18 protein-coding genes are annotated in these 21,725 nt (G+C 63.8%); 6 read left to right on the forward strand and 12 right to left on the reverse strand.

Translation table 11 applies throughout. The annotated features are described in order from the left end of the window. The first annotated feature begins 166 nt into the window (after positions 1-166). Entirely contained in the window at positions 167-913 is a 747-nt protein-coding gene (locus JOE60_RS14285) for a hypothetical protein (protein ID WP_167263962.1), read from the forward strand. 66 nt (positions 914-979) lie between these two features. On the opposite strand, the gene JOE60_RS14290 is transcribed toward JOE60_RS14285, so the two are convergent. Together JOE60_RS14290 and JOE60_RS14295 are read right to left on the reverse strand one after the other, a co-directional pair. After that, positions 980-1,687 carry a redox-sensing transcriptional repressor Rex gene (locus tag JOE60_RS14290; protein WP_167263963.1) on the reverse strand — a complete coding sequence of 236 codons (708 nt, stop codon included), beginning with the start codon at positions 1,685-1,687 and terminating at the stop codon, positions 980-982. Between the two features lie 76 nt (positions 1,688-1,763). After that, complete coding sequence (locus JOE60_RS14295) at positions 1,764-2,018, reverse strand: glutaredoxin family protein (protein ID WP_167263965.1); 255 nt, start codon at positions 2,016-2,018, stop codon at positions 1,764-1,766. A 189-nt stretch (positions 2,019-2,207) separates the two neighbouring features. On the opposite strand from JOE60_RS14295, the gene JOE60_RS14300 reads away from it, so the two are divergent. Beyond that, a complete protein-coding gene (locus tag JOE60_RS14300) occupies positions 2,208-3,026 on the forward strand; it encodes an HAD family hydrolase (RefSeq protein ID WP_167263967.1) in 819 nt (272 codons plus the stop codon). Positions 3,027-3,267: 241 nt separating this feature from the next. Further along, complete coding sequence (locus tag JOE60_RS14305) at positions 3,268-4,233, forward strand: DUF559 domain-containing protein (protein ID WP_167263969.1); 966 nt, start codon at positions 3,268-3,270, stop codon at positions 4,231-4,233. A 137-nt stretch (positions 4,234-4,370) separates the two neighbouring features. On the opposite strand, the gene JOE60_RS14310 is transcribed toward JOE60_RS14305, so the two are convergent. The 4 genes from JOE60_RS14310 to JOE60_RS14325 form a co-directional block, all read right to left on the reverse strand. After that, on the reverse strand, positions 4,371-4,469 hold the full coding sequence (locus JOE60_RS14310; RefSeq protein ID WP_003792170.1) for a 30S ribosomal protein bS22: 99 nt from the start codon (positions 4,467-4,469) through the stop codon (positions 4,371-4,373). Between the two features lie 165 nt (positions 4,470-4,634). Further along, the gene (locus JOE60_RS14315; protein WP_167263970.1) at positions 4,635-4,847 is read right to left on the reverse strand and encodes a helix-turn-helix domain-containing protein; all 213 of its coding nucleotides are present in this window, start codon (positions 4,845-4,847) and stop codon (positions 4,635-4,637) included. A 185-nt stretch (positions 4,848-5,032) separates the two neighbouring features. Next, positions 5,033-6,169 (reverse strand): 3-deoxy-7-phosphoheptulonate synthase, encoded by a 1,137-nt coding sequence (locus JOE60_RS14320; RefSeq protein WP_167263972.1) that lies wholly within the window; start codon positions 6,167-6,169, stop codon positions 5,033-5,035. A 221-nt stretch (positions 6,170-6,390) separates the two neighbouring features. Next, on the reverse strand, positions 6,391-7,398 hold the full coding sequence (locus tag JOE60_RS14325; RefSeq protein ID WP_167263974.1) for an acetylxylan esterase: 1,008 nt from the start codon (positions 7,396-7,398) through the stop codon (positions 6,391-6,393). A 164-nt stretch (positions 7,399-7,562) separates the two neighbouring features. Between JOE60_RS14325 and JOE60_RS14330 the strand changes: the two genes are divergently transcribed. Together JOE60_RS14330 and JOE60_RS14335 are read left to right on the forward strand one after the other, a co-directional pair. Continuing rightward, positions 7,563-9,605 (forward strand): DUF6807 family protein, encoded by a 2,043-nt coding sequence (locus JOE60_RS14330; protein ID WP_167263976.1) that lies wholly within the window; start codon positions 7,563-7,565, stop codon positions 9,603-9,605. After that, the gene (locus JOE60_RS14335; RefSeq protein WP_167263978.1) at positions 9,602-12,700 is read left to right on the forward strand and encodes a family 78 glycoside hydrolase catalytic domain; all 3,099 of its coding nucleotides are present in this window, start codon (positions 9,602-9,604) and stop codon (positions 12,698-12,700) included. Before JOE60_RS14330 ends, JOE60_RS14335 begins: the two co-directional genes overlap by 4 nt. Positions 12,701-12,746: 46 nt before the next feature. Here the strand turns inward: JOE60_RS14335 and JOE60_RS14340 are convergent, their stop codons facing one another. The 6 genes from JOE60_RS14340 to JOE60_RS14365 all read right to left on the reverse strand — a co-directional run bounded on the left by JOE60_RS14340 (position 12,747) and on the right by JOE60_RS14365 (position 19,383). Next, on the reverse strand, positions 12,747-14,039 hold the full coding sequence (locus tag JOE60_RS14340) for an ABC transporter substrate-binding protein (protein WP_167263980.1): 1,293 nt from the start codon (positions 14,037-14,039) through the stop codon (positions 12,747-12,749). 138 nt (positions 14,040-14,177) lie between these two features. Further along, a complete protein-coding gene (locus JOE60_RS14345) occupies positions 14,178-15,470 on the reverse strand; it encodes an MFS transporter (protein WP_167263982.1) in 1,293 nt (430 codons plus the stop codon). 60 nt (positions 15,471-15,530) lie between these two features. Next, positions 15,531-16,175, reverse strand: a complete 645-nt coding sequence (locus tag JOE60_RS14350; RefSeq protein WP_418789521.1) for a Poxvirus protein I5 — start codon at positions 16,173-16,175, stop codon at positions 15,531-15,533. Between the two features lie 12 nt (positions 16,176-16,187). Next, positions 16,188-17,108: an ABC transporter permease subunit gene (locus JOE60_RS14355; RefSeq protein ID WP_167263984.1), complete on the reverse strand. Its 921-nt coding sequence runs from the start codon at positions 17,106-17,108 to the stop codon at positions 16,188-16,190. Then, positions 17,105-18,055: a carbohydrate ABC transporter permease gene (locus JOE60_RS14360; protein WP_167263986.1), complete on the reverse strand. Its 951-nt coding sequence runs from the start codon at positions 18,053-18,055 to the stop codon at positions 17,105-17,107. Before JOE60_RS14360 ends, JOE60_RS14355 begins: the two co-directional genes overlap by 4 nt. 35 nt (positions 18,056-18,090) lie before the next feature. After that, positions 18,091-19,383: an ABC transporter substrate-binding protein gene (locus JOE60_RS14365; protein WP_167263988.1), complete on the reverse strand. Its 1,293-nt coding sequence runs from the start codon at positions 19,381-19,383 to the stop codon at positions 18,091-18,093. 238 nt (positions 19,384-19,621) lie between these two features. On the opposite strand from JOE60_RS14365, the gene JOE60_RS14370 reads away from it, so the two are divergent. Next, positions 19,622-21,640, forward strand: a complete 2,019-nt coding sequence (locus JOE60_RS14370; protein WP_167263990.1) for a beta-galactosidase — start codon at positions 19,622-19,624, stop codon at positions 21,638-21,640. Positions 21,641-21,725 lie beyond the last annotated feature (85 nt).

Below are 21,725 nucleotides of genomic sequence, written 5' to 3' on the forward strand. Positions count from 1 at the left end.
CGTACTCCTCCGTGATGATTTTTGGCGCCAGCACGCCGAAAACCTGCGTGTACTGTGCTCAGGCGCCGGGGCGTAAGGGTACGGTGTTAGCAGAACCACGCTGGGGGCAGGGTCATTTTGCTGATCCCGGCGGCCGTACCAGCAGTCGAACAAGCAAAGGAATGCCATGAGCAACCCTCCCTACCCGCCGTCGAACCCGGGCGACTCTAACCAGCCGGAGCAGTCCACCCCGCCGGCTGCACCGCAGTACGGACAGCAGTCCACTCCCCCGGCAGCGCCCCAGTACGGACAGCAGTCCACTCCCCCGGCAGCGCCCCAGTACGGACAGCAGAGCGCACCCGGCGCGCCGCAGTTCGGCCAGCAGGCTTCGCCGTACGGCCAGGCACCGGCAGCACCGCAGTACGGGCAGGGCTCCAACTGGCCCGGCCAGCCGGCAGCTCCTGTTGCCATGCCGCCCATGGTCAACTACGCCTTCTGGATGATTGTTGCTGCCGGCATTCTGTCCGCCATCAGCTCGCTGCTGCTGGCCACCACCGGTGCCGACGCCTTCATCAACGCCATGAACCAGCAGGCCGCCCAGCAGGGAACGGACTTCCCTGAGGGCAGCATGGAGGGCATGCGCGGCGTGATCGGTGTGAGTGCCGTGATTGGTGCAGTCGTTTCCCTGGGCCTCTACGCCCTGGTTGCTTTCCCGGTCCGCAAGGGCAAGAACTGGGCACGCATCCTCGGCACCGTGTTTGCTGCCATCTCCGTACTGGGCCTCACCAGCGTCTTCCAGTTCGGTTCCGGCTACGGCATCCTGCAGCTGATCGTCATCCTGCTGGGAGTTGCAGCCATTGTGATGCTGTACCTGCCGGCGTCGGCCCCGTACTTCCGGAAGCCGCAGCCGTTCGCCAACCCTTACAGCCGCTAGAAACCACCTGGCTTTCGGGCCGGGCCGCACAGCGGCCAACCACAACGGGCGCAGGTCCGGATCAGGCTAGACGGCCTGGCCCGGAGCCTGCGCCCGTTGTGCGTGGTACGCCAGAATCTGGAGCTCGGTGGCCATGTCCACCTTGCGGAGGTTAACGTGCGGAGGGACCTGCAACAGGACCGGCGCGAAGCTGAGGATGCTGCGGATCCCGGCAGCGATCACCCGGTCAGCCACGGATTGCGCCACCGTAGCGGGCAGGGCCAACACCACCATGTTGGTGTGCGTGCGTTCCAGGACACGTTCCAGTTCGGCCGAATCGCTGACCCTCAGCCAACCAACCTCGTTGCCGATCACCATGGGATCAGCATCAAAAATAGCCACGACGTCGAAACCCCGGGACTCAAAACCGCCATAGCGGGCCAGAGCTTTGCCGAGGTTACCGGCGCCCACAATGGCCACTTTCCAATCGTGGGTCAGACCCAGCGCGGCCGCGATGTGACGGCTCAGGTTCTGGACCTCGTAGCCCACACCGCGGGTTCCGTACGAACCAACGTAGGAAAGATCCTTGCGTAGGGTGGAAGAGCTCACGCCGGACGCTTCCGCCAGGGCTTCTGAAGAAACCCGTTCCACGCCTTCTGCCAAGAGGGAGTTGAGCGCGCGCAAATAGAGGGTCATCCGGGCTACAGCCGCGGGCGGTATCTGCTTGGCGGCAGGTTCGCTGTCCTCGGTGTTGGTATCCGGGGACGGTTCAAGCGCAGTCACGGTCTTCTCCATTGCGTCGCTTTGTTGTTCCACTCTATGACCCCCTGGCAGACTCAACCAAAGCGATTACTTACGGGTAACCGCACCCTCAGCCCTCCATGGCCTTCTTCAAGGTGCGGGCCAGCCGCTGCTCATCGATCTTCCAGAAATCCCGCTGGATGCCGTTCACCAGCACCACGGGGATCTCCTCTGCGTACCGCTCACGCAGTTCCGGGTCCTCGTCAATCTGCTGCTCGCGCCACGGCACACCCAGGCCCGATGAAACACGCTCGACGGCGGCACGCGCCTCTTTGCAGAGGTGGCAGTCAGCTTTGGTGAGGAGGACGACGTCGGGAATTGCCATGCCCCCACGTTATCCCTCTCTCACATCCCCACCCCACCCGCCGGTCCCTCTCTCACATCCCCACCCCCATCCACCATCCCTCTCTCACATCCCCACCCCCCATCCACCATCCCTCTCTCACATCCCGTCGGGCGCGGCGCACATCAGCGCCCAACACGCGGCCCGCCTGTCATTGACTAGACTCGAGGCATGCCCGACGAGAAGAACGCCGCTGTTGCCGCAACTGCCCAAGCGCAGAAGCACACCGGCGAAGCTGCATTCTTCGACGTCGACAACACCTTGATGAAAGGTGCCAGCCTCTTCCACGTGGCCCGGAAAATGTACGAACGCAAAGCCTTCACCTTGTCGCAGGCGGCCGGCTTCGCCTGGAAGCAGTTCAAGTTCGTCATGCGTGGCGAAAACATGGAGGATGTTCACTCCGTGCGCGATTCCGCGCTGACGCTCGCCGCAGGGATCACCGTGGCCGACATCAAGGCCTTGGGCGAAGAAGTCTACGACGAGATGATCGAGTCCAGGATCTGGCCCGGAACCAAAGCCCTCGCCGAACAGCACCTCAGAGTGGGACGCAAAGTGTGGCTGGTCACCGCCACTCCCATTGAGGTGGCCACCGTGATCTCCACCCGTCTGGGTTTGACCGGCGCGCTGGGCACGGTGGGCGAAGTTCACGACGGCATGTACACCGGAAAACTCGTGGGCGATATTTTGCATGGGCCGGCCAAGGCAATCGCTGTCCAGCTCATCGCCGATCGCGAGGGCTTGGACCTTGAACATTGCTGGGCGTACAGCGACTCAGCCAACGACATTCCCTTGCTCACACTGGTGGGGCACCCCGTGGTCATCAACCCCGACGCCAAGCTGCGCAAGCATGCCCGCGACAACAACTGGCCCGTATACGACTTCCGGTCCGGCCGGCGTGCCGCGACTCTCGGTCTGAAGGCAGCCACGGTTGGCGGCGCCGTCTACGGCCTGTGGCGCGGCTTCTCCAGATTCCGCGGACCGCGGCTCTAGCCCTCTCTCACATCCCCACCACACCCTGCGGCTCCTCTCTCACATCCCCACCCCTCCCGGCGGCTCCTCGCTCACATCCCCACCCCACCCTGCGGCTCCTCTCTCACATCCCCACCCCACCCTGCGGCTCCTCTCTCACATCCCTAGCGCCGCCGTCGAATATTCCTCGCCGAATGCCGCTTCGGGAACTACCTGTGGATAACTTCTGCGCCTCAAAGGCGATTCAAGTAACAATGCCGGTATGCAGAAGACCTCCTCCGCCGCGCCGGCTATTCCCTCCGCCCCGTTCACCCTGGCCGAGGCCATGGCTGCTGGCATCAGGCCACCTCAGCTGTGGCGGAGCAATGCCGTGGCATCTGTCAGTCGTGGCGTCTACCGAACCGAATCTTGGGATTTTGATCTCGCCGAAGCGGCAAGGTCTTTGTCATCGGCAACCCCGGGAGCCTGGATTTCGCACATTACGGCAGCGCGGCTCCACGGGCTGGTGCTTCCGCCATGGTTCTCCGACTCCGACGAACTTCACTTGAGCAAGCCGCGAAAGCTCCCATCGGTCCGGCGCAAGGGCATCGTTGGGCACACTGTTCTGGTGCACGACGGGGAAGTTGAAGTGGTTCACGGGATGCGTATCAGCACCAGATCGCGCACGTGGCTGGACTTGGCAAGTGTTCTGCCCCTGAATCATCTGACCTGCATGGCAGATCAACTCATCCGCATTCCGCGGCCGGATCTGGAGGGCAGGCGCGAACCCTTCCAAACGCCGAAAGGTCTGAGGTCCTTGGTTGACCGACACAAACGCAGGCAGGGAGTGGTCCGCGCACGGGAAGCCCTGGACCTCATGCGTATTGGCGCCGACTCAGCGCCGGAAACCTTGCTGCGGTTGGCGATGCTGGACTTCAATCTGCCTGAACCCCAACTTCAGGTGAAGCTTCGCGAGAACGACCCCTTCTCGCCGTCGTCGGATCTCGGCTATCGCGAGTATAGGGTCGCCATCCAGTACGACGGCGGACATCACCTTGAGGACCAGCAGCGGGCCCGGGACCGGCGCCGCGACAAAGCCTTCGAAGCGGCGGGCTGGACAGTCCTGGTGTTCGGGAAGGAGGATCTGGCTGACGGATTCGACCGCGCGGCGCAGAAAATCAAATGGACTCTTCGCCGTGCCTGGACCGATCCAGCAGTTGCGGCGGGCTTCAGGTCAGGCGGGAAGTGAGAGAGCAACGGGGAAAAACCCGGCGGGAAGTGAGAGAGCAACGGGAAAAACCCGGCGGGACGTGAGAGAGGGACGGGGGGTGCAAAAATGCCCGCCACCTCGAAAGGCGACGGGCATTCACGCTTGATGAAGTATCTCTACTTCTTATTGCGACGCTGGTGGCGGGTCTTGCGAAGCAGCTTGCGGTGCTTCTTCTTGGCCATACGCTTGCGGCGCTTCTTAATAACTGAACCCACGAAAGTTCCTTACAAACTAGAAGTTCCTGTCTGTTGGAACAGATCCGCGGAAGCAGACAAGTACAACTGACAGATTCTTACATTGACGTAAAACGTTCCTTAACAGAGTACCGCTTCAAAGAGGCACCCTGTGACCACTACCCGCTCAACGGTCACTGCGACGTCTCAGGCGGTCTCGGACTGCCCATCCACCACGGCGCCTTTAAGGTACTGTGCAACAGCTTCTTCGGGGACACGGAAGGAGCGGCCAAACCTGACGGCAGGCATTTCTCCGGAGTGAACCAGGCGGTACACGGTCATTTTGGAAACGCGCAGGACCTCGGCGACTTCAGCCACCGTCATGAAACGCGCATTCGAGAAGTTAGTCTCCGCAGACATTTCCCATATTCCTTTGCTCTCAGACAGTAGGACACCCCCAGTGGAACGGTGTGCCGATGCTGAGCCATCAAACAACCATGTGCTAGATACTCTAGAGGCTGATGGGGCCAATGTGAAAGAGCCGCCAGCAACTGGTAGCCCGCTTCGCAACCGGGTCTCGGGCCAAGCACCCGAGACCCAAGCCGCTACGCGCCGGCTGCGACCCTGCGCTTGCGGGCCGAGGCGGCGAGCTGCTCCAGGACGGACGCCGTCACATCCCACTCCATGCAGGCGTCAGTAACGCTCTGGCCGTACACAAGCTCCTGCTGACCGGCCAACTGCTTGGCGGTATCCAGGTTCTGCGCCCCGCCCACAAGGAAGCTCTCCAGCATCACACCGGCAACGGGCGAGGCAGCACCCGTCTCCAACTGCGCGCCGATTTCCAATGCAACCTCTGCCTGGCGGTGGTGGCTCTTGCCGCTGTTGGCGTGGCTGGCGTCCACAATCAGACGCGGGTTCAGCCCCTTGGCTGCGAGCTTGGCCGAGGCCGCTGCGACGTCGTCGGTAGAGTAGTTGGGACCCTTGCGTCCACCGCGGAGGATCACGTGGGTGTCCGGGTTGCCGGACGTCGCCACCAAAGCCGCGCGGCCGTCGTCGTCGATTCCCAGGAAAGCCTGCTCGGCGGCAGAAGCGCCGCACGCATCGATGGCCACTTGGAGGTCGCCGTCGGTGCCGTTCTTGAAACCGATGGGCATGGACAGCCCGGAGGCCAGCTGGCGGTGGATCTGGCTTTCGGTGGTCCGCGCGCCGATGGCACCCCAGGAGACGAGGTCCGCCATGTACTGCGGGCTGATGGGCTCCAGGAATTCGGTGGCGGTGGGCAGGCCCAGGGCGGTGACCTGCTTGAGGAAGCCGCGGGCGGCGCGCAGGCCTGCGGCGATGTCGTGGCTGCCGTCCAGGTGGGGATCGTTGATGAGGCCCTTCCAGCCGACGGTGGTGCGGGGCTTCTCGAAGTAGGTCCGCATCACTATCAGCAGGTCTTCCTTGTGCTTTTCGGCCTGGCTGACCAGCCGGCGGGCGTATTCGAGCCCGGCCTTGGGGTCGTGGATGGAACACGGGCCCACAATCACCAACAGGCGATCGTCCACGCCGTCCATGATGGCGCGGACCTGGTCACGGCCACGGTCGACGACGGCAGCTGAGCGGGCGTCCAACGGCAACTCTGCGATGAGGTCCTGGGGCGCCGGAAGCGGCTCGAAGCGGGCCACCCGCAGGTTGGAGGTGGCGGGCTGGTTTGAGCCGTCCTGCTGGAGCGGTGCGGGTTCTGCGGAGATGCTGGTCATTTTCTTGGGTCCTGTCCGGGATGCGGAGCGGGCCCCTTGTCAGAACCCGCCGGATATGGCGAAGGGCAGAGAATGATCTCTGCCCTGTTGGCTCTGAAGGAAAGTTGGATGCGTGTCAGTTAGACGCGGGCCCCTCCAGAGCCAACGAAAAATACGCATACCAACGGTTTGTCATAGCCACACCATAATCACGTACGGTCACACCCGCCAAATTGTGTCCACTATGAGGACAGCAGCTTGCGCAGGAACTGCAATTGCCTGATCCAGTGGTGCTCCTGTCCGCCTTCGTGGTTGTTGAAGCGGTACACCTCCATGTCCTTCTCCGGCGCCCCGGCATCAAGACCGTAGTTGTTGTAGCTCGCAAACACTGTGGACGGCGGGCAGATATCGTCCATTTGAGCGGCGGAGAACAGCGCCGGAACGGAGGCAGCCCGCCCCAGGTGGACGCCGTCGAAGTAGTTCAGGACTGCCAGCATTGGTTCATACTTGTCCCGGTGACGGCCCAGGAACGACGCAATTTCCGGGTACGGGCCCCGCGGTGTGATGTCGATTGCCCTGGGGAAGTCCTGCAGGAAGGGAACGTCCGGCATGGCGGCAACTATGCCGTCCAGACGTCCGGCCACCAAGCCGGCGGCGGCAACAGTAATACCGCCACCCTGGCTCACGCCGGTGAGGATCACCTGGGAGGGGTCGACGGCGGCATGGCTCTGCGCCGCTTCCACCGCGCGGAAGGCGTCAACGTAGACCCGCCGGAAGTAGTAATCGTCCTGGTGCCCGGATCCACGGGTCATGAGGCCTGCGTAGTTCACCTCACCCGCGGAGGGATGGGGATCGGGGGTGTCGCCGGAGACGCCGCCGTAGCCTTGGCCGCGGGTGTCCATGATGAAGTGCGCGTAACCTGCCTGGGCCCAACGGGTGTTCTGGTTGACCAGGCCCCGCCCGCCGGAGTAGCCGATGTACTCCACCACCACGGGAAGCCTGGTCCCCGCCTCAACGCCGGAGGGTAGATGCAACCACCCTTTAATGCGGTCTCCCCCGAAGCCGGAGAAGGTGACATCGAAGGTGTCGATCACGCTGAGGTAGTTGTCCACGGGCTCAAACACCGCATTGAGCGGTAGCTCGCGTGCCTCCGCGATGGTCCGGTCCCAAAAGGCGCCGAGGTCCGCTGGTGCAGACGTGCTGGATGTGTAGGTCCGGAGCTGCTCAAGGGGCAGGTCGAAGAGAGGCATGGAGACATCCTACGTCGTACCGGGACCACTTTCCGAGGGGATGAAACACATTTCCTTTGAATCGTTACATTCACGGATGCCCAAGGTCTAGACTGGGCAGCAGCACATGAGGGAAAGCGTTTGCCTGCCCTAAGCTACCCAAACCCGCGCAGCCCAGGAGATCCATGGAAACCACCTCCGCCGAGTCAAAAGCACAGGCAGAAGCACCAACCACTGCGCCGGCCAAGATCGCTTTGGTGGGAGTCCACGGCTTCGGCACGCACCACCTCCGCAACCTCGATCGGCTCACTGCCATAGGCAGGGTGGACCTTGTTGCGGTGGCCGATCCGAATCCGCCTGCCCCCGGAGATCTACCGGAAACCACGGCTGTCCACGGAAACCTTGATGAGCTTCTGGCCGGTGACCACCACCCGGACGTCATCATTGTGGCTACTCCCATTCAGACCCACGCCCCGCTGGCCCTGTCCGTGCTCGCGTCCAGAGCGGATCTCTACCTGGAGAAGCCCCCCGTGGCCTCCATGAGCGACTTCGTTCGCCTCCAGGAAGCGGCAGCCAAGGGTGGCCGCAGTGTCCAGATCGGGTTCCAGAGCCTCGGCTCCCATGCGCTGGCTTCATTGGAAAAGCTGGCCGGTGGTCAGGCTTCCGAAGAGCTGCCGGGCATCGGCACCTTGAAAGGGATCTCAGCTACGGGCCGCTGGGTTCGGGACCGGGCGTATTACAAGCGATCCCGCTGGGCAGGCAAGCGCAGCCTCGACGGCGTGGATGTGGTGGACGGCGTCGCCACCAACCCACTGGCCCATGCGATCGCCACGGCGCTCCGCATCGCCGGAGCACGGGCCGTCGGGGACCTGGCAACAGTGGAAACCGACCTCTATCGCGCCAACGACATCGAAGCCGACGACACCTCGGTGATCCGCCTGCGCACCACCAACGGCTTGCCCATCACCTGCGCGCTCACCCTCTGCGCCACCGAATCAGTGGAACCCTATGTGACGCTTCACGGCACTGAAGGCGCGGCAGTCTTCCACTACACCGAGGACCGTGTCACCGTCCGCACCGAAGCCGGCGAAACCACCCACCTTTTCGGTCGCGACGACCTCACCGAGAACCTCCTCCAGCACCTGTCCGAAGGCACGCCATTGCTGAGCCCGCTCCACGACGCCGGCGCGTTCATGTGCGTCCTGGAAGCCATCAGGACAGCAGAGGCACCTGCGCTGATTCCGGAGGACTGCGTGAACTGGGTGGGAACCGGTGACCAGGCGCATGCGGTGATCCCCGCCATCGAGGACATCCTGGAACGTGCCACCCGCGCCCACGCCACGTTCTCCGAGTTGGGACTTCCCTGGGCGCGGCCCGGCACCGGAAGTGCCGAGGCTCTCTTCTCCCCCGAAGCTGCCTTCGCCAAGAGCAGGGCCACCGCGGTCCTCCGGAGTGGAAGCAACCTTGAGCCGGACCTCTCCCCCAGGCCATACTTGCACCCGGTGACCACCCCGGCCGGAGTTGTGGTCACGGATCACTTGCCCTCGGACCACGTTTGGCACCTCGGCGCCGGATTCGCGCTGCAGGACGTCAACGGCAGCAACTTCTGGGGCGGCCGCAGCTACCGCCGGGCAGCGGGTAAGTACGTGGATCTGAAGGACCACGGCCGGATCGAGACCTCGGATTTCTTCCGCGAAGGAGACCTCACCACGCTCCATCTCCGTTGGCTCGCGGCTGATGGCGGACTGGTCCTGAAGGAAAAGCGCTCCTTTAGCCGTACCCTACTGGACGGACGCACCTGGCGACTCGACATCCAGACCCGGCTCACCGCCGTCGTGGATGTTGCACTGGGCAGCCCCGGTTCGCATGGTGCCGCCGGCAGCGGCTATGGCGGTTTCTTCTGGCGCCTCCCCGTCAACGCGTCCCCTCGCGTCTTCTCTTCCACAGCCGAGGGTGAGCCGTCCGTGCATGGTTCCGTGTCGCCGTGGCTCGCGTGGACGGGAGAGTTCGACGGCGGCCCTGCCACTCTGGTGTTCGGCGCACCCAGCGAGTCTGCGGACCCATGGTTTGTGCGGTGCAGCGACTACCCAGCCGTGGGTTCCGCCCTGGCATGCGACACGGCGGTGGAACTGGCGGAAGGCGAATCCCTCACCCGGAGCACCACGGTGTGGATCAGCGACGGAACCCTGACGCACAGCGACATCGAAGGCCTGGTTTCAGGCCGATGAGCAGGGGCCCGGCGGCAACCCCACTCACGGCCACAGACCTCACCGTGGATGGTGCCGTGCGGTGCCTGACGGCTCCGGCCGCACCGGCTTTTGGCTGGTTGCTGGATGCTGGACCCTCCGCGAGCGCGGGGCAAATGGTTCAAACCGCATATCGCCTCAGGGTGCAGGACCACACCGGCGGGGACATATGGGACTCGGGCACCGTTGTCACGCACCAGCAGCACCACCGCCCCTACACAGGCCCGGACCTGGCCCCGGACAACGACTACCAGTGGACTGTGCAGCTCACGGATGCGACCGGAACAACAGGTGATCCCAGCCAACCGGCCCGCTTCAGCACCGGCCTTCCGGAAGCGAACGGCTGGACCGCAGAGTGGATTCATCGGGAACCCGGCGGACGCGCGCCGTTGGAAGTGGTGGACGGCTTCCTGCGTGTGGGCAGTTCCCCCTTCCTTCCGTGGCCTGTCACAGCCGGAGGCAGCACACTCGTCACCGCACGGTTCCGCCTTCGCCTGGGGGCCGCCGGGATACTCCTTCGCAGCGACGGGCCTGGTTCCGGGTTGCTCCTGGAGATCAAACCGAACCGGTCAGCGCTCCTGCGCCCCGCCCCTGAGTGGGAGATCGGCGCAATGTCGGCCCCGCCCACCGAGGCGTTGGCTGAAACGCCGGAGTTCGGGGCCACCGGCGTTTCCCGTGCCGGGGCACTTCCGGAAGACGGTTGGCGGGATCTGGCCATCGCGGACGACGGCGAACGCATCACGGTCAGCGTTGACGGTGACATGGTCCTGGACACCAGGGTCCCCGGCACCGGCCGCAGCGGCATCGCGTTCCATCAAGGACCACGCAGCCAAGCCGAGTATTTGTGGGCCCGGGTCCAGCGCGGTGGGACCACTGTCCTCGACACAGACTTCACCAATCCCGCCGCGCTCACGGGCTGGATCACCACCACTCGCCTTCGGCAGCCCGATGAGTGGACCCTCGCCCAAGCAACCATCACACTCAAAGGCACTGTGGCCAGAGCCCGCCTTTACGCCGCTGCAAGCCACCATGCCGCGTTCACCATCAACGGCAGCCCGTGCTTGGAAACCACCAACTTCGGCTATCCGGGAGAGCAGTTCTACAACGCCGCCGATGTCACTGAAGCCCTGCAGAGCAGCGACACCGCCACCTTGACCGCCGTCGCCCATTGGTATGGACCCGGCCAGGGCCGCGCGGCCGGACGCCCGGGCCTGCTGGCCCAGCTGAGCGTGGAGTACGACGACGGCACCCGGGACGTGTTCGGATCCGGACCTGGGTGGCTGGTGGCCGAAGGTCCCTACCGGCAGGGCGGATACCGGAACGATGAGGGCGATCCCATCGAGCATTTCGATGCGACAGCCTTGCCGGAACCACAGCAATGGCACCCGGCAATCTCCCTGGGGACCCACCCTGTCCCCGACTTCCCACTCCTGCGGCCCAACGGTGCAAGCGTCGCATGCAACTACGCAGCCGCCGTCGGGATTTTCACCGCGGATGACGGAACTCCTGTGGCGGACTTCGGCGCCGTGACTCCCGGCCGGCCGGTGGTGGAGTTTCTCCGTGGCGAGCATGGACGGACCGTGATGATTCGCGCAGGCTACAACCTCCGTGCCGACGGTCGCGTGGACACCGGAAAGACACCCAGCCAGAACACGGACATGTCCTTCCCCTACACCCAAATAGAAGGCCCCCAACGCTACGAGGCAGCCGTGCACCTGGGCTTCCGCTACCTCGAAATCCCTGGCGTGGAGCTTGCAGACCTCGGCACTGTGGGCGCAACCGTGATCCATGCCGAGCACCCGGAGGAGGGCAGTTTCCACAGTTCCGATCACACGTTGAACCGGGTTTTCACACTCCTGCGGGACTCTGCACTGCTGGGAGTCCAGGAGCAGTTTGTCGACACGCCCACCCGCGAAAAGGGCCAGTTCCTGGGCGACGCCGCGAATATCTCCTACGCCACCATGGCCCTGTTTGGTGAGCGCCAGTTCACGGCCAAGGCCTTGCGTGAGTTCGCAGGATCGGCACGCCGCTACTGGGATTCACCACAAGAGCGTGGGCGGTACAACGCGGTCTATCCCAACGGCGACGGCAAGCGCGACATCCCCGATTTCTCGCTCATGATGCCCGAGTGGGTAGAGGAGTACCACCGGCTGAGTGGTGACGACGCCTTGGTGGCCGAGCTCCTTCCGCAGCTTCAGGACACCGCGGAGTACGTCCTCCGGCACATCCCCATGGACGGTCCCACAGCCGGGCTTGTCACGGATCTAGGTGGCGGTGGAGGGCCTTACCTTCACGGGATTGTGGACTGGCCGGCGCCTGGTCGCTTCGGCTACGACATGGACTGCGCGGCGCGCACCACGGTCAACGCCCAGTCATGGTCGGTGCTCGACGTCGTCAGCCGGCTCTGCGCGTCTGCTGGCCTGGAGCTGGAGGCGGCCCGCTTCGCCGGGGCGGCGGCATCGCTTGCCGGACAGATCAACGCCCGGCTCCGGGTGGACGGTGTGATGGTGGACGGGCTCTACGCAGACGGCCAGCCGAGCCGTCATGCCTCACAGCATGCGACCTCCTTCCCGATGTCCATGGGGATCACCACAGCTGAACACGCGGCGAAGGACGCCGAACGGATCACCGGCATGGGGATGCGCCAAGGTCCCATGACCGTGCATCGGCTGTTCCGCGCACTGCTGTCCCAGGGGCGGGTGGACGATGTCCTGAACCTGCTCACAGATTCCAGCCAGCCCGGGTGGGCCCGCCAGTTGGACGCCGGAGCCTCCTTCACGTGGGAGGCCTGGGAGCTTGATGAGGGCACTGATTACAGCCAGTCACACGCGTGGTCGGCATCAGTGGTCCGGGAGATCCTTGAGTACCTCCTCGGCGTCCGCGTCACCGCTCCGGGAGCGTCCGCCGTCGTGATTCAACCACCGGTGTGCCGGCTGGAACATGCCGAGGGCCGCGTACCGACGCAGCGCGGCACTGTCTCGGTTTCCTGGCGCCGCACTCCGGCAGGCATGGAGTTGGACTACACGGTCCCTCCAGGAGTCACGGCCCACGTAGTGCTCCCGCGGGATGACAGTTAACGCCAACCCCCGCGGGGATTGGCGTTAACTGTCGTCCCGGCAGGTGTCAGCTCAGCGAGCTCTTCGCTTCGTCCATGGCTTTCCTGGCGGCCTCGGCGGGAGACAACCGGTTGAAGTGGACTTCCAGGCCGTAGCGGCCGAAAGCCTCGACGGCGGAGCTGGAGCCCGCAGGCGGTACCGGCACGGCATCTCCCAGTTCGGAGGAGATTTCATCGATGAACTTGGCGGTGGCGGCGTCCTCCGGCGTCAGCTTGGGAAGGACCGCTGCCCGTACCTCCGAGTTGCCCGGGATACCGCGATCGGCCAAGGCAATTTCACCGGCCTCCACATTGTTGGCGAGGAAGTCTATGAATTTCTGCACCTCCGCCGGGTGCTTGGTCCGTGAGCTCGCGGACCAGAACTGGGAGGACTTGTAGAACTGCTTTGCACTGGCGGAGTTGCCGTCCGTGCTCGGTGGACGGTGGATCTCCAATGGCTGCCCTGAAGCTTTGGTGAGGGCGCTCAGTTGATTTGACCAGTACCAAGCGAGCCCAAACCTGTTGGTTGCCAGTCCCTGCTGATCAACGGAAGCCGTGGCGTCCTCGGTCATCACGGATGCGGGCGGCACGGCCTTGGAATCACGGAGCTCTGCCTGGTATTCGTACCATCCCGTCAAGTCGCCCTCGTCAAAGCCGAATTTTCCGTCGGCGGTGAAGAGGGATTTTCCGTGCTGGCGGAACCAGAGGTTCATGGGTGCGTCACCGCTGACAGCACCCGAACCATAAACCCCGCTCTTACTGCCTTCGGTAATGGAGGCCGCTGCCTTGTTGTACTCGTCCCACGTCCACGTCTTGTCATCGGGCAGTGTGACACCGCTGGCTTTGAGGATCGACGGGTTCGCCAGGACCACTTGGGCGTTCACCCCGGCAGTGACCGCGTACTGTTTGCCTTCAACCTTTCCGGCGTCTGCCACTGCTGAATCGAACTTGGCCAGATCCACGTCCTTCAGCTCGAGCAGTGCACCGCGTTCGGCATACTCCCCCAAGTAGGCAGCATCCATTTGAATGATGTCCGGGGCATCCTGGGAAGCGACCTGTGTGGCCAGTTTGTCCCAATAGCCGGACCAATCCCCGTATTCGCCTTTGACTTTGATGCCGGGATTCTGCGCTTCAAAAGCGTCAATGAGTTTTTGGGTCATCTTGTGCCGCACATCCGAACCCCACCAGCTGAAGCGAAGGGTGACGGTGCCGTCCGAGGAGGCCTGCTGGGATCCGCTGCCGCAACCAGTCATGGCGATGGCGACGGCGACCGCCGCTGCAGCGATTTTGGCGGCTGGATTTTTTCGTGCTCGAGTAGACATCAAACGTCCTTATCTGAGTCGTGCGCTACGGGCAGAAAACGCTTTCTCAGCCTAAATGTGGGCTGCGTCACTCGTCAAGGGAGTTTTTGTTTGTTTGGATTAGCAGTTAACAAAAGTGCTCAAACTTCCGTGGCGCCCCTAGGCGCGGCGGCGGGAGTAGAGCCACAACAGCAAGCCGATCACCGCCGCGGACAACATGCCCAGCGCGCCCGTGACCACCAATCCCGTGCGGACGCCAAAGTCCTCGGTGAGCCATCCGGCCAACAAGCCGCCCAGCGCGTGCCCGCCCAGGAGCAGCGGGAAGTACAACGCCAGGACCCGGCCACGGACGCTGGCACCTGCCTCGAGCTGAACCGCCGTGGCAGCGCTGGTGAGGAACACCAGGGTCATGAAGCCCACCACCACCAGCATCACCACGAAGGACTCCTGGCTTGGCATGAGGGCCGCCACCAACTGGCTCAGGCCAAAGAGCCCGGCACTTGCCACGATCCCCTTGCGGCCAAAGCGCTTGATGCGGGTAGCCACCAACGCGCCGGCCAACGCTCCCACGGCGCTGACAGTGTTGAACAGGCCGAACCCTGCCGGGCCGCTGTGCCACACGCGGTCCGCGAAAGCTGCGAGCACCACGGGACCGTTCATGCCGAAGGCCCCCAGCAGCCCCGCCAGCACCATGGTCAGCAAAAGGGGCGGCCGGGCACGGACAAAGCGGAACCCTGCCAGGACCCGGCCCTTCCGGGCGTCGGGGTCCAGGTGCTCCGCGGAGTGATGCAACTCCCCCGGCCTGATGGCTGTGATCATCACCAGGACCGCCACGCACAGGACCGCGTTGCCGGCGAACGCCGCCGCCGGCCCGGCGGCGGCAATGATCATGCCTGCCAGGGCGGGTCCGGCCATGGCACCCAGCTGGCCAATGGCGCTGTTGAGGCCGATCGCTGCAGGCAACCCGGAGTCGCCCACCACTTCATTGACGAACACCTGGCGTGCCGGCCCGTCAATGGCACTGGTGATGCCCAGGACCACGCAGGAGGCGTACACCACCCACACATCGGAGCCACCCATGGCATTCCAGACGGCCAGGGCGGCAGCCAACACCGCGGCAACGGACTGGCACACCAGCAGTATGCGGCGCTTGGGGAACAAGTCCACCAGAACTCCGCTGAGCGGGCCCACCACCAGCATGGGAAGGAACTGCAGAGCCACTGCCAGGCCCACCGCCGCCGGGCTGCCGGTCAGTTGCAGCACCAGCCAGTCCTGGGCCAGCCGCTGCATCCACACGCCGCCGCTGCTGACCAGCGAGAGGGCAACGAAAATCCGGTAATTGTGTTGCCGCAACGGGTAGTGCCAGGTTTCCGTGGAACGGTCCGGCGGCTGGCCAACCGAGGATAACGGACTGGGCGAAGAGGGGCGCGGTGCAAAGGGGCGCGGCGGCACGGGGCGGTCTGCTCGTTTCAGCGAATGGAAGTCAGCGGTGGGTCTTCAAGGGGTCAGGCTTCAGCGGGCAGCGTGGTTGGCCCGGATTTTGATGGCCGCGGCGGCCAGGACAAGCGTGCCGGGCACAATGACGAACAGTGCCTGCAGCATCCACACGAACACCACGGCCATGAACACGGCGGCAAGGAGCAGCAGCGAACCGCTCCAGTCCCGCAGCGAGTCCTGCTTGGCCGAGGAATAGGCAGCGGCCCAACGCTCACGCCCGGAACGTTCGGCGGTTGTTCCAGCGTCACCGAAACCGCTCCACTGGGCAGCAGTCCGGAGCAGAAGCACCGCCCCGGCCGCGGCCAGAACAACCGTGGCAGGAAGAATCGCGGCCCGGCCCGGCAGTTGCCCCACCAGCGCCAGCAGCAGGTTCAGGACAATCACGACGGCGGCTGCCGCCGTCGTGATTCCCAACCTCCAACTGCCGGGCAGCGCCTTGCGGAAGTTCCCCCACAAGCTCCGCAGGGAATCATCCCGGCCGCTGAGGTGCCTTTCCAGATGGGCGACGCCGGCCGCGTAGGCAGCCGGCGCCGTCACCAAGGGGATGGAAAGAAGGAGCACGATGACTCCCGCCAGGATGGTCTCGGCGAAGAGCGCAAAGCGGTTGACCGGAATTCCGGGCTTCCCCGACGACTTGCCTGTGGCATCCATAGTGCTCATTTCTTCTGTCCCCTAGCCCTTGAGGCCCTGCGTCGAAACACCTTCGACGATGTAGCGCTGGAACACCAGGAAGAACACCAGCACCGGAAGCAGGGCCAGCACGGACATGGCGATCATGGCGCCATAGTCGGAGCTCTGGGTCTGGTCCACGAACAGGCGCAGCGCCAGCGGCAGCGGGTATTTCTCCGGGGTGTTCAGATACAGCAACGGTCCCAGGAAGTCGTTCCAGCTCCAGATGAAAGAGAAAATGGACGTGGAGATCAACGCGGGCTTCATCAGCGGGAGCATAATGGAGCCGAAAATCCTTGCATGCCCGGCACCGTCAATGCGCGCGGCCTCGTCCAGTCCCGCCGGAAGCCCCCGCATGAACTGGACCATGAGGAAAACAAAGAATGCATCCGCGGCGAGGAACTTGCCGATCAGTAGCGGCACGTACGTGTCCACCAGTCCCAACTGCTGGAACACGATGTACTGCGGAATGATCACCACGTGGAACGGCAGCAGCAGGGTGGCGATCATCATGCCGAAGAACAGCCCTCGGCCAGGGAAATTGATCCTGGCGAAGGCGTAGGCGGAAATCGAGGCGGAAACTACCGTGCCCACCACCGCGCCAACCGCCAGGATCAGGGAGTTGGTGAAGAACGTCAGCGTGGAGACGCCGCCGATACCGTCCATGGCTGTTGCGAAGTTGTCGAAGCTGAAGTTGGCGGACCACAGGGCGTTGTTGGCGCCGCCGATCTCCGAGTTCGGTTTGAAGGATGAGGCGATCATCCACAGCGCGGGGTAAAGGACCATGGCCACCAAGGCCAGCGCCACGATATGGAAGATGGCGCTCTTGATCCGTTTGGCCGTGACGGACTCGGACTTCGGGTTGTACACCGGAGCCTGCGTTGCCGGCGGAGTGGATTGGGTGGGGGTTGCCATTGTTGTCACTTTGAATCACCGCTGTAGTGGACCCAGGACTTGGAGGTCTTGAAGAAGATCAGCGTGATGATGCCGACCACGATCACCAGCAGCCAGGCCATTGCCGAGGCGTAGCCCATCCGGAAATCGCTGAAACCGCGCAAGTACAGGTAAAGGGTATAGAAAAGGGTGGAGCCTGCGGGGCCGCCTTCACCGTTGGAGATGATGTAGGCCGAGGCGAAGATCTGGAAAGCGTGGATGGTTTCCATGAGCAGGTTGAAGAAGATCACCGGAGAGAGCATGGGCCAGGTGATGTTGAGGAACTTCCGCACCGGTCCTGCGCCATCCATGGAGGCGGCCTCATACAAGTCCGCGGGGATCTGCTTGAGTCCGGCCAGGAAGATCACCATCGGGGCACCGAACTGCCACACGGTCAGGAGGATCATCATGCCCATGGTCATGTCCGGGTTGCCCACCCAGCCGCCCAGGTTGAGGCCAAAGAAGGAGAGCCCTTGGTCCACCGGGCCGGAGTCACCAAACATGGCTTTCCACACAATGGCGATGGAAACGGAGGCCCCGATCAGGGAAGGTGCGTAGAAGGCTGAGCGGTAAAAGCCCTGGCCCTTGCGCTTGCTGTTCAGCAGCATGGCGATGGCCAACGCCGCGGCCAGCTTCAACGGCGTACCGAACACCACGTACTGGAGGGTGACGCCCACCGATTGGAGGAAGCGCTCGTCCTGGAACAGGGTGGTGTAGTTGTCCAAGCCGATCCACTTGGGGGCGTCGAACAGGTTGTAGTTGGTGAAGGAGAGGTACAGCGAGGAGATCATCGGGCCCACGGTCAGGGCGATGAATCCCAGCAGCCACGGCAACAGGAACGTGTAGCCGGCGCGGGCATCAGCCCCCCGGCGCCGCGACTTGCGCGGCGTCGGGGGAGCTGAGGCGGCACGCCTGCTCAGGGTTGGGCTTTGCGTCACAGGATCAGTCCGTCAGGGTGTCGTGAAAGCCTGGATCAGGCGTTCTGCTTGATGAGGTCTTCGGCTTCCTTGAACCACGCGTCGGCAGCGCCGTCGATGGTGAGCTTGCCGTAGTTCAGGTCGGAACTGACCCGCTTGAACGTGGACTCCAGGGTGCCGAAGCCCACGATGGGCGGCTCGGGGGCGTCCTTCAGGTACTTCTCAATGGACTTCTCGTAGTCCACCACCAGCTTGTCCGTGCCTTCGAAGGTGGTTCCGTCACGCTGGGTCTTCGACGCCGGGACGCCGCGTGAGGTCTTGAAGATCTGGCCTACCTCGGGATCGTTGACCATGAAGTCGATGAAGCGGGCAGCTGCATCCTTGAACTTGGTCTTGGCGCTGGCCACCATGAGCATGGAGGGCTTGAGGAAGAGGCCAAGGTTGTCCGGATCATCGGAGGGGACGGGGACCAGCTTGAGTTCCTTCGCCCCACTGTCCGCGAGGTAGCCGGCCATGAAGTTGTCCCAGGTGACCTCGGTGGCGGTGACGTTGGACCCGAACGGGGACTTGGGCAGCAACTGGGTGGTCTTGTCCTCGCCCACAATGGCACCGGTGCCGCGGAGATCGGCGCTGAGGTTCCACCACTTCTTCAGGTCGTCCTTGCTGAAGCCGAGCTTGCCGTCATCGGTGAAGGCCTTGATGTTGTTCTGCCGCAGCCAGATGTTGAAGTTCCACCAGATACCGGTGTAGTCGGTACCGCCGAAAAGCGTCCCATTGCCCTTCTGGCCAACCTCGGTAAGGAAGGCATTGAATTCCTTGTAGGTCCAGGTGCCATCCGGTTCCGCGATGCCCATGGAGGCGAGCTTGGCGGGATCGTAGTACACCGCAAAGGCGTTGGTGCTGGTGGGGATGCCGTAGGTCTTGCCGCGGATCTGGCCCGAGGGCAGGAGGGACTTTTCAAAGGTGTCAGTGTTGATCTTCACGGTCCCCAGGTCCAGGAGCTGGTTCCTCTGGCCGTAGTCGCGAAGGTAGGACAGGTCCCACTGCATGACGTCCGGCAGGCCACCACCGGCGGCTTCGGTGGCGCGCTTCTGCCAGTACCCGGCGAAGTCGGAGAAGTTGCCGTTGACCTTGATGTCCGGGTTCTTGGACTCAAACAGCGCAATTGCCTTGCGAGTGCGCTCAGCACGGTCGTCATTGCCCCACCAGGTGTAGGTGATGGTGACGGGGTTCTCCGCTGATCCGGTCTGGCCCGCGGAGGAGCTTGCCGACTGGCCGCAGGCAGCCAGGAACGCGGCGGATGCCGTACCCAGGGCCACCGTACCGAGGAATTTCCTTCTATCAATCATGAGAGCCTCCTTGCTCAGTTGGTGCAAGCTTCAGAGGGTCTCTACAACGTTGCAGTGATCTCGCTTACACTCGTTCTGAATCGATACAATAGCTGCTTTCCGATAACTGGGCAAGCGTTTTCCGAAGAAGCTGGTTCTTGTCGGTTTCACCGGTACGCTGCATGGATAAGCTCCACACGACGCGACCCTGCCCAGCCACCACAACCCTGCCAAACCAACCCTGACAAAGGAGTCCCCCTTGACCTCCCCCGCAACAACGCCCGGACCGAACATCTGGGACACCATCAACGGCCTCGGGTATGGCGGCGACTACAACCCGGAGCAGTGGCCGGAGGATGTCCGCGCCGAGGACATCGTGCTCATGAAGGAAGCCGGCGTGAACTTCCTCAGCGTGGCCATCTTCTCCTGGGGGCTGCTGGAGCCCAGCGAAGGCGACTACGACTTCGGCTGGCTGGACACCGTCCTGGACAACCTCCACGAGGCAGGAATCAAAGTGGCCCTGGCCACCGCCACAGCGTCACCGCCGGCGTGGCTAGCCCGCAAGTACCCTGAAATCCTCCCCGTTACTGCCGAAGGAACCCGGCTGGAGCGCGGATCCCGGCGCCACTACACGCCGTCGTCCGCTGTCTACCGCCGGTATGCCACCGGCATGACGCGCGTGATTGCCGAGCGTTACAAGGACCACCCGGCCTTGGCCCTGTGGCACGTGGACAACGAGCTGGGCTGCCACGTGGGCGAGTTTTACGGCGAAGAGGACGCCGCCGCGTTCCGTGCCTGGCTGGAACGCCGCTACGGTTCCATCGAGGCCCTCAACGAATCCTGGGGAACCGCCTTCTGGTCCCAGCACTACGCCTCTTTTGCCGAGGTCATCCCTCCCGGCGCCGCACCCACAACCCTCAACCCTGGCCAGCAACTGGACTTTGCGCGCTTCAATTCCTGGGTGTTCATCGACTTCTACCGCGAACTTCTGGCAGTGCTCCGCGACGTCACTCCGAACGTTCCGGCCACCACCAACTTCATGGTCTCCAGTGCCACCAAAACCCTGGACTACTTCGACTGGTCACAGGACATGGACGTGATCGCCAACGACCACTACTTGGTGGCTGCGGATCCCGAGCGCAACATAGAGCTGGCTTTCAGCGCGGACCTCACCCGCGGCGTGGCAGGCGGCGCCCCGTGGATCCTCATGGAACACTCCACCTCCGCCGTCAACTGGCAGCCGCACAACCAGCCCAAGATGCCCGGCGAGATGCTCCGGAACTCGCTGACGCACGTGGCCCGTGGGGCCGATGCCGTGATGTTCTTCCAGTGGCGGCAGAGCAAAGCGGGTTCGGAAAAGTTCCACTCCGCCATGGTTCCCCACGGCGGCCGCGACACCCAGGTGTGGCGGAACGTGGTGGACCTGGGCGACGCCCTGGCCAAACTGGAACCCGTCAAGGGCTCGCGGGTGGATTCCCGGGTTGCCATCCTCTTCGATTACGAGTCCTGGTGGGCATCGGAACTGGACTCCCACCCCAGCAATTCGCTGAAGTACCTTGACGCCATGCGCGCCTTCCACCGGTCCCTGTACTGGCGCGGCGTCACGGCGGACTTCGTACACCCGTCCGGCGACCTCTCCGGTTACGACCTCATTCTGGTGTGTACCCTCTACGCCGTTACCGATGCCGCTGCGGGCTCCATCGCGGCAGCCGCAGAGGCCGGTGCCACAGTGCTGGTGACCTACTTCAGCGGCATCGTGGATGAACGGGACCATGTCCGCCTGGGTGGCTACCCTGGGGCCTTCAAGGACGTGCTGGGCATCCGCAGCGAAGAATTCCACCCCTTGTTCCCGGGCGGTTCCGTGACCCTGAGCGATGGAACCGTTGGATCGGTGTGGAGTGAAAACGTTGCTGCCGGGGATTCCACGGAGGTCCTGGCAACCTTCACGGACTACCCCCTGGACGGCGTCCCGGCCCTCACGCGGCGATCGGCCGGAAAGGGGTCCGCCTGGTACCTCGCCACGCTTCCCGATGCCGATGGCGTGGATGCCCTGACCGCGCGGCTCCTGGACGACGCCGGGGTGACCGCCGTGACCGAGGCTGCTGCCGGCGTCGAACTTATCCGGCGGCGCGGCGCTGACGGCCGCACGTTCCTGTTCGCCATCAACCACAGCCTCGGCGACCAGCCGGTGAAGGCCGACGGCGTTGAGCTGCTGGGCGGCGCACGCTTCAGTGGCGTGGTTCCCGCCGGAGCCGTGGCCGTGATCGCCGAAGACTGACCCAAAGCAGGGCACAACAAAAGCGCCCCGGGCGGATCACGAATGATTCGCCCGGGGCGCCTGCTGTCGGTCGGGGTCAGATCAG

Source organism: Paenarthrobacter ilicis (assembly GCF_016907545.1).
GTDB classification, from domain to species: domain Bacteria; phylum Actinomycetota; class Actinomycetes; order Actinomycetales; family Micrococcaceae; genus Arthrobacter; species Arthrobacter ilicis.

Bases quoted from the DNA above. Each gene is read 5' to 3' on its own strand.
- JOE60_RS14285 (WP_167263962.1), top strand. From the start codon at position 167: ATGAGCAACCCTCCCTACCCGCCGTCGAACCCGGGCGACTCTAACCAG.
- JOE60_RS14290 (WP_167263963.1), bottom strand. From the start codon at position 1,687: ATGGAGAAGACCGTGACTGCGCTTGAACCGTCCCCGGATACCAACACC.
- JOE60_RS14295 (WP_167263965.1), bottom strand. From the start codon at position 2,018: ATGGCAATTCCCGACGTCGTCCTCCTCACCAAAGCTGACTGCCACCTC.
- JOE60_RS14300 (WP_167263967.1), top strand. From the start codon at position 2,208: ATGCCCGACGAGAAGAACGCCGCTGTTGCCGCAACTGCCCAAGCGCAG.
- JOE60_RS14305 (WP_167263969.1), top strand. From the start codon at position 3,268: ATGCAGAAGACCTCCTCCGCCGCGCCGGCTATTCCCTCCGCCCCGTTC.
- JOE60_RS14315 (WP_167263970.1), bottom strand. From the start codon at position 4,847: ATGTCTGCGGAGACTAACTTCTCGAATGCGCGTTTCATGACGGTGGCT.
- JOE60_RS14320 (WP_167263972.1), bottom strand. From the start codon at position 6,169: ATGACCAGCATCTCCGCAGAACCCGCACCGCTCCAGCAGGACGGCTCA.
- JOE60_RS14325 (WP_167263974.1), bottom strand. From the start codon at position 7,398: ATGCCTCTCTTCGACCTGCCCCTTGAGCAGCTCCGGACCTACACATCC.
- JOE60_RS14330 (WP_167263976.1), top strand. From the start codon at position 7,563: ATGGAAACCACCTCCGCCGAGTCAAAAGCACAGGCAGAAGCACCAACC.
- JOE60_RS14335 (WP_167263978.1), top strand. From the start codon at position 9,602: ATGAGCAGGGGCCCGGCGGCAACCCCACTCACGGCCACAGACCTCACC.
- JOE60_RS14340 (WP_167263980.1), bottom strand. From the start codon at position 14,039: ATGTCTACTCGAGCACGAAAAAATCCAGCCGCCAAAATCGCTGCAGCG.
- JOE60_RS14350 (WP_418789521.1), bottom strand. From the start codon at position 16,175: ATGAGCACTATGGATGCCACAGGCAAGTCGTCGGGGAAGCCCGGAATT.
- JOE60_RS14365 (WP_167263988.1), bottom strand. From the start codon at position 19,383: ATGATTGATAGAAGGAAATTCCTCGGTACGGTGGCCCTGGGTACGGCA.